Below are 13,284 nucleotides of genomic sequence, written 5' to 3'. Positions count from 1 at the left end.
TTGCCGAAAAATGCTTTAAAAAGGAGTCATCAAGTCGGCAATAATCATGAATGAAGATCTATTAATCGCGGAAATTAGTAAATTGGAAAGGTTGCCCTAATTCACCATTTTTGACTAGTGCCATGGTTGCTTGTAAATCATCACGAGACTTACCTGTAACGCGAACCTGCTCACCTTGTACTTGAGCTTGCACTTTAAGTTTACTGTCTTTAATCAGCTTAACTATTTTTTTAGCTAACTCTTTATCGATACCTTGTTTTAGTTTGACAGTAATACTATAAAATTTTCCGCTATGTTCCAGCTCTTCCGGAATTTCTAGCGCTCCGCCATCAATACCACGTTTAGCCAACTTATCACGTAAAATATCCAATAGCTGTTGAACTTGGAAATCGGATTGGCTAGTTGCTTTGATGGTTTCATTTTTTTCATTGAGCTCAAAAGATGCTTCGACATTTTTGAAGTCCCAACGAGTGGTCAGTTCACGAGTCGCATTATCGACACCGTTTTTAACTTCTGGCATTTGAATTTCTGACACAATATCAAAAGAAGGCATAAATTTTCCTCTTCTAATCGTTATAAATATTACTTATTTTAAACAACTCTTTTAATTGCCGCCACAATATTTACGGCGGCATTATTATTAAGATTAATCGATAGTACGAAGTAATTCGTTGATACCAACTTTACCTAAAGTTTTAGCATCGACTTTTTTCACAATAACTGCACAATAAAGGCTATATTTGCCATCTTTAGTTGGTAAGTTACCTGATACCACAACCGAACCAGCTGGTACACGTCCGTAATGAACTTCACCAGTTGCTCGATCATAAATTTTAGTACTTTGACCAATAAATACGCCCATTGAGATCACACTGCCTTCTTCAACAATCACACCTTCAACGATTTCACTACGAGCACCAATGAAACAGTTATCTTCGATAATAGTTGGGTTTGCTTGTAATGGTTCTAACACACCACCAATACCAACACCACCAGATAAGTGAACATTTTTACCAATTTGTGCACATGAACCAACAGTTACCCAAGTATCAACCATAGTGCCTTCATCAACATAAGCACCGATATTTACGTAAGATGGCATTAATACGGTATTACGAGCAACATAAGCACCTTTACGCGCAATTGCTGATGGAACTACACGGAAGCCTTCTTGTTGGAAGCGAGCTTCATCATAATCAGCAAATTTTAATGGCACTTTGTCATAATAATTTGTTGCGCCACCATCAATAAGTTGATTTTCATTAATACGGAAAGAGAGCAATACCGCTTTTTTTAACCATTGATGAGTCACCCAATCGCCATTAATCTTTTCCGCGACACGCATTTTACCGCTGTCTAATAGAGCGATACATTGATTAATTGCATCACGTGTTACAGTATCAACATTTGAAGGTGTAATTTCAGCACGACGTTCAAATGCTGCCTCAATAATAGTTTGTAATTGTTGCATTTCTCGTTTCCTTTAACTTTAAGTCCGTTAGCAAATTTAATTGGGCAAACAGTATAATATAATATGCAGTTATTTTTAAGTGGTTTATCGTATCATTGAGATTTCTCAAAAAGGATAAATTATTTGGAATACCTTTCACAAAATCTGAACAATATTTAATACAGTTGTTTTCTTTGAATATAAAGTTGAATCCTCATTAAATCTTGTAACAAAAAATAATGCAAAACGATGGATTTTCTTTAGTAGAACTTTTATTTGTTATCTGTATTGGTGCTATTTTGGCTTCAATAGGTGTGCAACATTGGAAGGAATTACAGCTCCGTAACGAACTTACTAGTACCACAAAACAGCTAGCCTATTTTCTGGAGGAAGTCCAAGCCAAAGCTTATAACGCTAACGAAAATGTCCACATCTATTATTTTTTGACGCCTTGGTGTTTAAGCATCAGCAAAGGCGAAAAACCAGCGACTTGCCAAGAAGGCTCTAGCTATTTTATTAAACCCAACAATTCTGTTGAATTAAATGATTTAGCCGATAAAAAAACCATCTCTTTTTGGGGGCGAAAAAATATGGCTCAAACCGGTACATTCGAATTGCATAATGCCATTGGCACCACACAAATTATTATTTCATATCGAGGGCGGATTCGGTTTTGTAAGAAAAATAGTTATTTACCAGGGCTGCCGCGATGTTAAAGCAAAATGGATTTTCGTTATTTGAAATGATGTTAAGCATCACCTTTTCTAGCTTAATTTTCATTGGCATCACAGCTTTTTATAGTAAATTACAATCGATTATACTTCAGCAAAATCTTAATACCCATCTACAAAGGAATATTCATCAAGGTATTGTTAGTATTTCCAAAGATTTGAAACGTGCTGGGTTTATCGCCAATAAACCAGAAAAGATGAGTCAGCAACCAATTGAAATCAACCCAGCAAAAAATTGCTATATCTTCCGTTACGATAGCGAGATCCGCAATGATTGGGTTCATAATACGACTATTCCAACCAAATCAGATATCTTTGCGTATCGGCTTTATAATAATAATTTGGAATATAAAGTTGGAACAATCAATTGCGAAGGTGTCAATTGGGAGAAAATTTTCGATCCTCACGACATTAAAATCACTCAATTTTCAATCAAAAAACAAAATAATCATTTTGAGATAGATATTAGTGCTCAATTGAAGAAAAACAAAAAAATTAAATATCAAACAACAACCATTATCAAAAATGAAAATCCCTTTTAATCGTTCAGTAACTCATTATGATGGCTTTAGCACGCTTTTGATGGTGATCATATTAACCATTGTTGGACTTCTTTTGCTAACGGGGTTTCAAATTACCATTGATTCGATAAAAAGGAGCTATTTGATTGAAACCAAATATTATCGTCAGTTTAATCAAGCTAGTTCCAGTTTAAATTGGGCAACCAAACAAATTTGGCAACCGCCAACTGAAGAGTGGCAATGCTTATCTGATACTCAATATCAATTAAAAGCATGTATAAAAAAATCGCGATTAAAAGTGGATAACTACACCCTAGTACGTGGACAAGCTAATGATGATTATTTCCTTTATATGTTAATGCATTTTGAAGATAACCAACTTATTGTTGAAAAAGGTCATTGGTTAGATTATTGCCCTGAAAAGAAGATGATTGATTGTGAATAGTAAAAATATAAGTAATAAAAAAACAGCTGGCTTTAGTTTAATTGAAGTTATGTTGTCATGTTTAATGTTTGCCATCATCATGCTGGGTTTTATTCGTTATTTAACCTCAATTATTAATCAACACCACTATTTTCATCAACATTTCAAAGCACAGCAAATGGCGTTTGCTTTACTTGATAGTTACCCTCATACGGTAGATAAAATCATACCAAAAGAGTGGCAATATCAAGTTTACAGCCAACCTTATAGTGCACCTTGTAAAATGGTTTTTATTGATATCACCCCACCGAATCATAAAACGATTAAACAACAACGTTTGTTATGTGATTGATGTTCATTTCTAAAAATAAATTACGCTGTTTATTTTCAATTTTTTCATTCCATGCAACCGCAATATCCCATCCCGTTTGAGCTAATTCAAGCGTGACAAGTTTTACACCTTTAGGTAGAAAATGACAAACACTAGCAGGCACAAAAGCAATGCCATTTTTGGCAGCAATTAAAGCCAAAAGAGAGGGAAGATCATTTGTCGCCCCACCCTGTTTTGGTATAGCGTTTATAGCCTCAAGTAATAATTTTGTTTGCTCGGTCAAACAAGGCGCCAAGCAGGGGTTTATATGTAATAAGGGATGAGTTTCTAGTACATCTTTAAGATTGTTCCTACTGACTTTTAGATTATTTGGAACTGCTAGCACGATATACTCTTTAAATAACATAATTGAACTCAATGACTCTGGCACAGGCATACGGACAAAACCAATATCTAATTCCCCCTGCATTAGCAGAGTAATTTGCTCGTTTGAAGGAAGTTGTTTTGCTGAAACATGGCATTGCGGATTTCTTTCAGAAAAAGTTCGAATCCATTTAGGAACATATTGAAAACAAGATATGCCAAAACCGATTGAAAGAACTCCATTCATGTTTTTTTTAATATTATTAGCAAAGAGTAAAAATTTCTTATTCTGTTGTAATAGCTTTTTTACTTCAGGATATAGCGCCTTTCCAACTTCAGTTAATTTTGCGCCATTTCGACCACGAATAAACAGTCTTCGATCAATTGCTCGTTCAAATGCTTGAATTTGTTTAGTTAACGCGGGTTGTGTTATAAATAATTGCTCAGAAGCGACACGGTAATTCCCTACCTCAACAAGTGCGACGAAAGCTCGTAGCAACTTCATTTCAATGTCCATATCCATTCCTAATTGTTATCAAATCAGTCATTTTTTTCATTATACATAATTACTTTTACTATTTATATTAATTTCAATAAGTACAATTAGTTATGAATAAAATTAAGATATTTATTGTTAAATGGACGCTCTTCTATAAGTCCAAAGATTCAATGTAAATAGTTAAATTCTTGGCTAAGGTTAACGCACGGGGTAAAAAACTTATGAGTAAGGCAATAAAAAAAATTTCTGCGGTTTTATTTGATATGGATGGAGTTCTAATTGATTCAAATACCGTTATTGAAAAAGCGTGGATTGAGGCTGGCAAGTTATATGGAATAACCGTCAAGGATGACGATATTGTTAAACATATTCATGGCCAACCCGGGCCACATACGATTAAAGCACTGTTTGGGCATCTATCAACTGAAGCGCAAAAAAGTGTTCAAGACTATATCATGCACGCTGAAAATACTGCTGATTATGATCCAATACCAGGTGTTGCACAATTAATACATGCCTTGACGAAAGCTAAAATTATGTGGGGATTGTAACCAGTGGTTGGCGCGAAAAAATTGATCGAATAATGGCAATGCTGAATATTCAGGAATGTATTTCTGTGATAGTGGAACGAAACGATGTGGCTCGTGGAAAACCCTACCCCGATCCTTATCTTCTTGGCGCTAAACGCCTTATGCTACCACCCGCTGAAACGTTAGTATTTGAAGACTCAATAAGTGGCGTGACTTCAGCAGTTGAAGCTGGCGCCTATTGTGTTGGAATAGGCGATGCTGAGCTTATCAAACACAGAGCACAAACTGCGATCCCGGACTTTTCAAAAGTTAAAGTGATAAATGATAGCATTATTGTGTTGGATAACGACCATAAGCTCATTTTAAACAATGCACCAACCACAATCGATTAGATGAAGCTTTTTGTATGTAAAAGTTGTAAAACTTGCTGAGTTTTTTCTGCATGAACATTATGACCAGCACCTTCTACTATTTCAATTTGAGCATTTGGAAATTGGCTAAATATTGCTGGATAATCCTTATCAGTAATATAGTTTGAATTTCCACCTCGGATGAATAATGTAGGTACGTTACAAGGTGAAATTGTGTGCCAATCGCATATATTGTCATATTGATCAATAATGACTTGAGCATTAAACAACCAATGCTGATGTTTAAAAGATTTAAGTAAAAATGAAATGGTCGGGGCACTTAAATCATGCATAAGTTCAATAATCTGCTTTTTATCAGTTAATTGTTGATTAATACATTTTTCTAAAGCGTTAAGAACAGGTGCATTTGCCGTTTGAGTATATTTAACTGGCGCAATATCAATGACACAGATTTTAGAAACAGGAATAAGTTGGCTTAATTGCATGGCAACTTTTCCTCCCATTGAATGGCCAATTAATATAATATTTTGTAACTGCAAATCATGACATAACTCAGCAACATCTTCAGCCATCACTTCATAATTCATGACATTTGACCATGGTGATTGACCATGATTGCGCAAATCAACCTGAATAGTTTGGTAATGACTAGACAGATCTTTAGCTAACATATTTAAATTATCTAAGCTTCCAAATAAACCATGCATCAATAAAATTGGTTGATTATCACCCTGTATTTTATAGTTTAATTTCATTATGCCACTCTACAATTTATTGTAATTAAGACTGTTTCGTCATCACTAATAAACAATTCAATAACCCCAAAAGCATAACTATGATAGAATTTAGTTCAAATTTTTCAATTAATATTAAAAACTATGTTTCAAAATAACCCTTTACTAGCCCAACTAAAAAAAGAATTATATGAACAAAAACCTCGTGTTGAAGGTATCGTCCGAGCGCATGAAAAAGGTTTTGGCTTTCTAAATGTTGACAACAAAACTGACTACTTTATTGCTGTTTCGAAAATGAAAATGGTTTGTCATGGTGATAAAGTTTCTGGCACTATTTCCACCATTAACGATAAAACATCATTTGAACCTGAAGTATTAATTGAAAGTAGTTTACAAAAATTTATTGGCAAAATTGGTTTTTTAGATAATGCGATGGTCATTTATCCCGAAAATATACCTGTCAATTTTGCCATTCGCTGTAAAGTTAATCCTGAAGTAAAGCAAAAATTAAAAGAAGGTGATTGGGTTGTTGCCACCTTACAATCTCATCCATTAGAAAAAAATAAAAATCATTTTCTTGCTGAAATAACAAAATTTATTGCCAGTGCTGATTCAATTTATCAACTATGGCTTAAAACTTTAGCTCGTTATAATTTAGAAGACAAAGCTCCGCAAGCTGAATCTTTAACAATTTCAGAGACTGAAAAAGAAAATCGTCAAGATTTAACGGATATTCAATTTTTTACAATTGACAGTGAAAATACCGAAGATATGGACGATGCGATTACCATTTCACAAGATGATATGGGTAATTATAACCTGATGATCGCCATCGCTGATCCAACCGCATATATTGAGCAAGATAGTGAAATCGACAATATCGCAAAAAACCGAAACTTTACCACCTATCTGCCCGACTTTAATATTCCAATGTTACCAAAACAGTTAGCGGACGATCTTTGTTCATTAAAAGCTAATCAAAAACGTCCAGCTATGGTTTGTAAAATTAAAATTGATAAAAATGGCGAATTTACGAATGATGATATCAGTTTTTTACCCGCATGGATTGAATCGAAAGCTAAGCTTTCTTACCACAATGTGTCTGAATTTTTAGAAAATCGTGGTGATTTAAATATCGATGACGCGGCAATAAAAAACCAACTAAAATTATTATCAGAATTGGCAAAAACACGGATAAATTGGCGCCAACAAAATGCGTTAGTTTTCAAAGTGAACAATGATTATCGATTTATTCTTGATAAGAATCGTCAAGTAAAAACAATCATTAACGAATCACGTGGCATCGGCAATAATATTGTTGAAGAAGTGATGATTATCGCTAATTTAGCGCTCACCATGTATTTGAAAGAAAACGTAGGTACTGGCGTATTTAACACTCATTCAGGCTTTGATACCAAATACATTGAACAAATATTAAAAATATTAGCAGACAATGGCATTACAGATTTTGATAAAGAATCTCTTACTTCATTTGAAGGCTATGTTAAATTCCGCCGATTAAGTGATGATAATGACTTCTTATCAACACGATTAAGAAAGTTCCAAACACCTGCTGATTTCTCTATAAAACCAGAACCTCACTTTGGTTTAGGATTTGATGCTTATGCAACATGGACTTCACCAATTCGAAAATATGGTGATATGATAAACCATCGTATACTTAAAGCCTCGCTTAAAGCAGAAGCCTTAACAGCTCCATCCAACGAACAATTAGAGAGCATGGCTGATAGACGTAAAAAATTACGTTTAGCTGAGCGTGATATTGCCGAAAACCTTTATTGCCAATATTTATCTAACAAAATAGGACAAGAGTTCGCAGCGGAAATATTAGATATCAACCGTGGCGGTGCAAGAGTTCGTTTAAATGATATTGGCGCATTAGCATTTTTACCACTGTCAATGATTCATGCCGTGCGCGATGAAATATCAACTAGTCCGGATGAAGGGCTAATTAAAATTAAAGGCGAAACTGCATACAAAATTGCTGATTTGATCACTGTTAAAATTCATGAAATTAAAATGGAAAATCTATCGGTTATTGTAAAACTCAATGAATCTAACTCTTAAATTCCCTAGTCAATTTAATCAGTTACAAACTATGATTAATAACCCTGATAATTATCAGGGTTAAGCTAAAAAATATTAATAATATTTTTAACATTTATCCTCTTTTTTTTAATAATAATATCTGCTATCTTTCACCGCTCAAAAAAATAAAAAATAAAGCTAGTTTAAACTGCTATATGGAGAGGAAAAAAGATGTCAATTCACGGCCACGAAGTGTTACAAATGATGGATGGGAATGATTATACTGAATCATCTTTACTTGAAGCCATACACAAAAAATTCGGTACCGAGGCTAAATTTCATACCTGTTCCAACTCCGATATGAATGCAGAGCAACTTATTGCCTTTTTAAAAGCAAAAGGAAAATTTAAGCCGGCTTCAATTGATGATTCACAATTTACCGTCGATGTTCGAAAAATATGTCGACATTAATAAAAACTTACAAAAGAATAATAAATGCGTTTTTATAAATTTAATGTAATCATCTAGTGTTTTTAAAAGAATAAGAGTATATAATTTCGCGCTACGGCTCCACTAAAAAGTGTAAGTTGCTCATCCTGAAATTACAACTCAAGAATATATTCGTGGAATTTGATATATGAAAATAAGTAATATCCTTACATGCGCCATTGTCTCTATTCTTGCCGCAGGCTGTGTAAAAAACAATACGTCTTCAACCGATGGTAAAACTAAAGTTGATCAGTTAGCGATTTTAAAGCAACAATCTGAACAAAATAATTCGTTTGTTGTGGACGCAAAAAAACAATTACTTCAACTCGTTGGAGACAAACACTTTGACAGCTATATAACCAAACACGGTATTTTAAACTGTAAAGGTGACAGCAACCAATCTTCCTGTGTGCTAAATTTTTATCTCAAAGAATTCTACAAGCTAAAATATGACATTCAACTTAAAAGAGTCGTCGAGGAAAACCAAGCTGAACATAATCTTGAGTTGAAAAAAATCACACCAACTGATGTTAATGTTAAAAATTACTGTCAATGGTCAGCAGATTTTATTGAAGCAGTTTATACCAATGATATCAATAATATAACCCAAAGTTATCAAACTTTATTTAAGATGTCAGTGCAAGATTTGGCCGCTTTAAAAGCTAAAATTCTCAAAGATAACTACTCTCACTTTTTGATTGATGAAAACCCAAGTATTCTTCAAGAGATGAGAAGCGACTTTATGGAAAAATGCTTAAGTAGCCCTAAAGACAATATTATCAATTACAACAATATTTTTAGATAATACTCAAGTGAGTCTTTTTATGTACAATTTATTACCTATTAGTCGATTTAGTAAAACATTAACTTGCAAGATAGTTTGTATCGCATCCTTATCTTGTTTAAGTTTTTCTTCATGGGCTTTTACATTTAACGATGTTGTGACACAAGCAGAAAAACTATCAAAAAAAGCTTATGTCCAACCATCTAAAAATATTCCTAGTGAATTATCGTCACTACAATTTGCCGATTATCAAAAGATTTATTTTAAGCATGATAAAGCATATTGGAGCGATCGCAAAAGTCGTTTCAAACTCGAATTTTATCATGAAGGTATGTATTTTGATGTACCTGTCAAAATTAATGAGATTGTAAACAATCAAGTTAATGAAATTAAATTTAGCCCAGATTACTTCGATTTAAGTCCTATTAATTTAGATAAGTTAGATACTAAAAAACTAGGCTTTGCTGGATTTAAAGTGCACTATCCAATCAATAACCCAGCAAAAACCGACGATGAAATATTTACCGCACTAGGTGGTAGCTATTTCCGTGCTGTTGGTAAAAATCAGCATTATGGTCTTTCAGCTCGTGGACTTGCGATTGATACAGGCGAAATGTCTGGCGAAGAGTTTCCACGTTTTAAAGAGTATTGGATTGAACGCCCAGAACCAAATCAAAAACACTTAGTCATTTATGCCCTACTTGATTCTAAAAGTGTAACAGGGGCTTACAAAATTACCTTAATCCCAAGTGTTGATACTACTATTACTGTAGAAGCCAAAGTATTTTTCCGTGATTCAGTTAAAAAACTTGGTGTGGCACCATTGACTAGTATGTTCTTATTTGGCCCTAACCAACCATCACCACTATTAAACTATCGTCCAGCAATGCACGATTCTAATGGACTTTCAATCCAGGCCAAAAATGAGTGGATTTGGCGTCCATTAAATAATCCTAAACGCTTATCTTTTTCATCATATAGTTTAGAAAGCCCTAAAGCATTTGGTTTAATTCAACGTGACAAAGGTTTTGATGACTATCAAGATCTCGACGACCATTACGAACTTCGTCCAAGTGTATGGGTTGAAATATTGAATGATTGGCATAAAGGTCGAGTTGAATTGGTTGAAATCCCTACCGCAGATGAAACCAACGACAACATCGTTACTTACTGGGTACCCGAAAAACAATATAAAGCTGGTGATGTGTTAGATGTTAAATATCGATTACATTATTCACTCAACGAACAACAACGTTATCCAAAAAATGAAGCTAGAGCAGAAAGTACGCGCTTATCATTAGGTGATATAAAACAAGCAAACTTAATACGTAAACTTGATGGTTCTAATGCTTATGTTGTGGATTTTGTTGGTCCAAACTTATCAGAGCAAGACCCAGTTGACGTTATTTCAAGTATTAATAATGGTTCAATAGTTAGCTGTGATACACAATACAACTCTGTAACAAAAGGTTGGCGAGTACTAGTGCGATTCAACGTTGAAGATAACAAAAAACCAACTGACATTCGCCTTCAATTATCGTCGAAAAAATCACATACGATCGTGTCCGAAACTTGGAGCGGACAATTTCCGGCTCAATGATCTTAATAATAAGCACATAACATGAAAAAAGATTATTTCGAAAACCTATCTGACGCCGAATATTGGCGTCAGAAATCGGAAGACTTGCCAAACGATAAACTCGAATTTCTAAAATATCGACTCAATCAAGTTGGCAATACTGATCATTTTAATGATGAAAGAAAACAACAACCAACTTATCCAAAAGTTGAGCGTGTTTCGGTTCAACCACAAATTTGGAATGAACGTTATAGTCCTCAATCCAAACCTGGTCTGAATATCATCGCACTTATTCGTCGTTTAATTATGTTTGTGCTTATTGCCATACAAACTTATTACGGCACAACTTACTTATCAACTTTATTACCTTATCAAAGCTGGCAACAAATCAATTTTATGGCAAATTGGGATATCAACCCAGAACTTGCCATTTACAGCATCATTCCTTATATCATACAAGGTTTTATCATTGCCCTATTTGCTATCCTATTTTGTTGGATTTCAATAGGATTTTGGACTAGCATCATGGGGCTTATTTTGGCGGTGATCAAAAAAGATCGCTACACTATTGCCATCCCCAATGATCCTGCTAACCACATTGACGCCAAACATCGTACTGCATTAGTCATGCCAATTTGTAATGAAGATGTTTCACGGGTATTTGCAGGGCTAGAAGCAACTTATGAATCGCTAGTTGAGACAGGACATGCGCAGTGTTGTGATTTTTATATTCTAAGCGACACCAATGATCCCGATCTCTATGTCAATGAATTAAAAGCATGGGCTGAATTTAACGCTAAAAAAGCTGACAATGGTTGTAATATCTTTTATCGCCACCGTAAGCGTCGCGTAAAACGTAAAAGTGGTAACATCGATGACTTCTGCCGTCGTTGGGGGCACCAATATGAATACATGATGATTCTTGATGCCGACAGTATTATGACCGGTGATTGTATCTTAAAAATGATCGCAATGATGGAAATGAATCCAAAAGCAGGTATTTTACAGTCTCCGCCTAAATCGGTCAGAATGACAACCTTATATGGTCGTATTCAACAATTTGCCAATCAAATATACAGTGATATTTTTTGCTCAGGTACTCACTTCTGGCAATTAAGTGAAGCCCAATATTGGGGTCACAATGCTATGATTCGCCTAAAACCATTTATTGAGCACTGTATTTTATCGCCATTACAAAAACGTAAAGGCCCTATTCATATCTTATCGCACGATTTAGTTGAAGCGACGTTAATGCGTCGTGCAGGTTATGGCGTATGGATTGCGTATGATATGAATGGTAGTTATGAAGAGCTACCAGGAAACATGATAGAAGATCTCAAACGCGATAATCGTTGGTGTATGGGTAATTTGATTAATTTGCGATTAATCTTTAAAAGTGGAATTACTTTAACTCACCGTGTGATGTTTTTAACCAGTGGTATGGCTTACATCTCGTCACTATTGTGGTTAATCTTCTTGATCTTCTCTACACTCTTATTATTAGTGTTCAATATATCTGAACCACAATACTTCTTCCAACCTAACCAATTTTATCCAACGTGGCCAAAGTGGGATGAACAATTAGCTATTCAATTACTTTCAACCACAATGGTATTGCTATTTGCACCTAAACTGTTTAGTTATGGCATTATTATTGCTCGAACAGGTGCAAAAGATGTGGGTGGAATATTCAAATTATCATTATCGATTTTAATTGAAATGGTATGGTCGATGATCCTTGCACCAATCCGCATGATCTTCCACAGCAAGTTTGTGGTTAAAGCATGGCTGGGTAGCAAAATTCAATGGAAATCACCAGCAAGAAACGATGATGCCTTAACTTGGGGCGAATCATTCTACTTCTGTTGGCCATTATCGCTACTAGGCATAGTTTGGTTATGTGTGATTATTTGGTTAAATCCTCAATTTACTTATTGGTATATAGCGATATTAATTCCATTAACCATTTCACCATTAGTTGTTCGTATTTCTGGCTTATCAAGTATTGGTATGAAAGCCAAAAAAGCAGGGTTATTCTTAACACCGGAAGAAACCCATCCGTCCCGAGCAGTAAAACTAACTGGTGACTATTTAGTCCAAACCGAAGCTGCTTTTATTGAACATGGCTTTATTATGGCGCTTGTCGATCCAATTTATAATGCGTTAGCCTGTGCATTATCGACTTCTCGTCATTTACCTAACTCAAAAAATCAGCAGTTGCGAAAACAACTTATTGAGTATTATCAACAAGTGGATTTAGAAAAAATTAGTAAAGAACAACAATTAGCGATCTTAGAAGATCCAATTATTCTTTCTGCACTTCATCGCCATATCTGGCATCAACAAGAAAAATACGACAATTTGTTCACATTGTGGCAAAATGAATGCCAGCAATAAGAAATAGGGCTTAATGCCCTATTTCGTCTTTT

Annotated in this window: 13 protein-coding genes and 1 pseudogene; 10 read left to right on the top strand and 4 right to left on the bottom strand. The window is 34.7% G+C overall.

Going from position 1 to position 13,284, the window contains the following annotated elements; translation table 11 throughout:
- Positions 1-61: 61 nt before the first annotated feature.
- Positions 62-553 carry a YajQ family cyclic di-GMP-binding protein gene (locus J3U09_RS04235; protein WP_065563368.1) on the bottom strand — a complete coding sequence of 164 codons (492 nt, stop codon included), beginning with the start codon at positions 551-553 and terminating at the stop codon, positions 62-64.
- Positions 554-646: 93 nt separating this feature from the next.
- On the bottom strand, positions 647-1,471 hold the full coding sequence (gene dapD, locus J3U09_RS04230) for a 2,3,4,5-tetrahydropyridine-2,6-dicarboxylate N-succinyltransferase (RefSeq protein ID WP_065563367.1): 825 nt from the start codon (positions 1,469-1,471) through the stop codon (positions 647-649).
- A gap of 218 nt (positions 1,472-1,689) precedes the next feature.
- Here dapD and J3U09_RS04225 point away from each other — a divergent pair, with 218 nt between their 5' ends.
- Genes J3U09_RS04225 through J3U09_RS04210 form a run of 4 tightly spaced genes read left to right on the top strand, consistent with a single transcriptional unit; the run spans position 1,690 to position 3,478 of the window.
- Positions 1,690-2,166 carry a prepilin-type N-terminal cleavage/methylation domain-containing protein gene (locus J3U09_RS04225; RefSeq protein ID WP_267357236.1) on the top strand — a complete coding sequence of 159 codons (477 nt, stop codon included), beginning with the start codon at positions 1,690-1,692 and terminating at the stop codon, positions 2,164-2,166.
- Positions 2,160-2,723, top strand: a complete 564-nt coding sequence (locus tag J3U09_RS04220; protein ID WP_267357235.1) for a prepilin peptidase-dependent protein — start codon at positions 2,160-2,162, stop codon at positions 2,721-2,723. Before J3U09_RS04225 ends, J3U09_RS04220 begins: the two co-directional genes overlap by 7 nt.
- A complete protein-coding gene (locus J3U09_RS04215; protein ID WP_267357234.1) occupies positions 2,707-3,147 on the top strand; it encodes a DUF2509 family protein in 441 nt (146 codons plus the stop codon). The genes J3U09_RS04220 and J3U09_RS04215 overlap by 17 nt, the downstream gene beginning before the upstream one ends.
- The gene (locus J3U09_RS04210) at positions 3,140-3,478 is read left to right on the top strand and encodes a type IV pilus modification PilV family protein (RefSeq protein ID WP_176713942.1); all 339 of its coding nucleotides are present in this window, start codon (positions 3,140-3,142) and stop codon (positions 3,476-3,478) included. Before J3U09_RS04215 ends, J3U09_RS04210 begins: the two co-directional genes overlap by 8 nt.
- On the opposite strand, the gene J3U09_RS04205 is transcribed toward J3U09_RS04210, so the two are convergent.
- A complete protein-coding gene (locus J3U09_RS04205; RefSeq protein ID WP_267357233.1) occupies positions 3,450-4,337 on the bottom strand; it encodes a LysR family transcriptional regulator in 888 nt (295 codons plus the stop codon). The genes J3U09_RS04210 and J3U09_RS04205 overlap by 29 nt on opposite strands.
- A gap of 203 nt (positions 4,338-4,540) precedes the next feature.
- Between J3U09_RS04205 and J3U09_RS10985 the strand changes: the two are divergent.
- Positions 4,541-5,050 (top strand): annotated as a pseudogene (locus J3U09_RS10985) (HAD family hydrolase); the annotation flags it as partial.
- Between the two features lie 187 nt (positions 5,051-5,237).
- Here J3U09_RS10985 and J3U09_RS04190 read toward each other — a convergent pair.
- Entirely contained in the window at positions 5,238-5,975 is a 738-nt protein-coding gene (locus J3U09_RS04190) for an alpha/beta fold hydrolase (RefSeq protein ID WP_220225758.1), read from the bottom strand.
- Between the two features lie 123 nt (positions 5,976-6,098).
- Here J3U09_RS04190 and J3U09_RS04185 point away from each other — a divergent pair, with 123 nt between their 5' ends.
- The 5 genes from J3U09_RS04185 to mdoH all read left to right on the top strand — a co-directional run bounded on the left by J3U09_RS04185 (position 6,099) and on the right by mdoH (position 13,252).
- Complete coding sequence (locus J3U09_RS04185; protein ID WP_267357227.1) at positions 6,099-8,042, top strand: exoribonuclease II; 1,944 nt, start codon at positions 6,099-6,101, stop codon at positions 8,040-8,042.
- Between the two features lie 192 nt (positions 8,043-8,234).
- Positions 8,235-8,474, top strand: coding sequence for a YecH family metal-binding protein (locus J3U09_RS04180; RefSeq protein ID WP_065563359.1), 240 nt, complete (start codon positions 8,235-8,237; stop codon positions 8,472-8,474).
- 166 nt (positions 8,475-8,640) lie between these two features.
- Positions 8,641-9,297, top strand: coding sequence for a hypothetical protein (locus tag J3U09_RS04175; protein WP_267357225.1), 657 nt, complete (start codon positions 8,641-8,643; stop codon positions 9,295-9,297).
- Between the two features lie 19 nt (positions 9,298-9,316).
- Positions 9,317-10,876: a glucan biosynthesis protein G gene (locus J3U09_RS04170; RefSeq protein ID WP_065563357.1), complete on the top strand. Its 1,560-nt coding sequence runs from the start codon at positions 9,317-9,319 to the stop codon at positions 10,874-10,876.
- A 21-nt stretch (positions 10,877-10,897) separates the two neighbouring features.
- Entirely contained in the window at positions 10,898-13,252 is a 2,355-nt protein-coding gene (gene mdoH, locus J3U09_RS04165; protein ID WP_267357224.1) for a glucans biosynthesis glucosyltransferase MdoH, read from the top strand.
- The last annotated feature ends 32 nt before the right edge of the window (positions 13,253-13,284 follow it).

The sequence above is a fragment of the Gilliamella sp. B2889 genome, from assembly GCF_026536885.1.
Lineage (GTDB): Bacteria > Pseudomonadota > Gammaproteobacteria > Enterobacterales > Orbaceae > Gilliamella > Gilliamella apicola_E.
The sequence above is the reverse complement of the archived record's forward strand: the minus strand, read 5'-3'. Positions and strand labels throughout refer to the sequence as shown.

Bases quoted from the DNA above. Each gene is read 5' to 3' on its own strand.
- J3U09_RS04175 (WP_267357225.1), top strand. From the start codon at position 8,641: ATGAAAATAAGTAATATCCTTACATGCGCCATTGTCTCTATTCTTGCC.
- J3U09_RS04170 (WP_065563357.1), top strand. From the start codon at position 9,317: ATGTACAATTTATTACCTATTAGTCGATTTAGTAAAACATTAACTTGC.
- mdoH (WP_267357224.1), top strand. From the start codon at position 10,898: ATGAAAAAAGATTATTTCGAAAACCTATCTGACGCCGAATATTGGCGT.
- J3U09_RS04235 (WP_065563368.1), bottom strand. From the start codon at position 553: ATGCCTTCTTTTGATATTGTGTCAGAAATTCAAATGCCAGAAGTTAAA.
- J3U09_RS04225 (WP_267357236.1), top strand. From the start codon at position 1,690: ATGCAAAACGATGGATTTTCTTTAGTAGAACTTTTATTTGTTATCTGT.
- J3U09_RS04205 (WP_267357233.1), bottom strand. From the start codon at position 4,337: ATGGACATTGAAATGAAGTTGCTACGAGCTTTCGTCGCACTTGTTGAG.
- dapD (WP_065563367.1), bottom strand. From the start codon at position 1,471: ATGCAACAATTACAAACTATTATTGAGGCAGCATTTGAACGTCGTGCT.
- J3U09_RS04215 (WP_267357234.1), top strand. From the start codon at position 2,707: ATGAAAATCCCTTTTAATCGTTCAGTAACTCATTATGATGGCTTTAGC.
- J3U09_RS04220 (WP_267357235.1), top strand. From the start codon at position 2,160: ATGTTAAAGCAAAATGGATTTTCGTTATTTGAAATGATGTTAAGCATC.
- J3U09_RS04185 (WP_267357227.1), top strand. From the start codon at position 6,099: ATGTTTCAAAATAACCCTTTACTAGCCCAACTAAAAAAAGAATTATAT.
- J3U09_RS04180 (WP_065563359.1), top strand. From the start codon at position 8,235: ATGTCAATTCACGGCCACGAAGTGTTACAAATGATGGATGGGAATGAT.
- J3U09_RS04190 (WP_220225758.1), bottom strand. From the start codon at position 5,975: ATGAAATTAAACTATAAAATACAGGGTGATAATCAACCAATTTTATTG.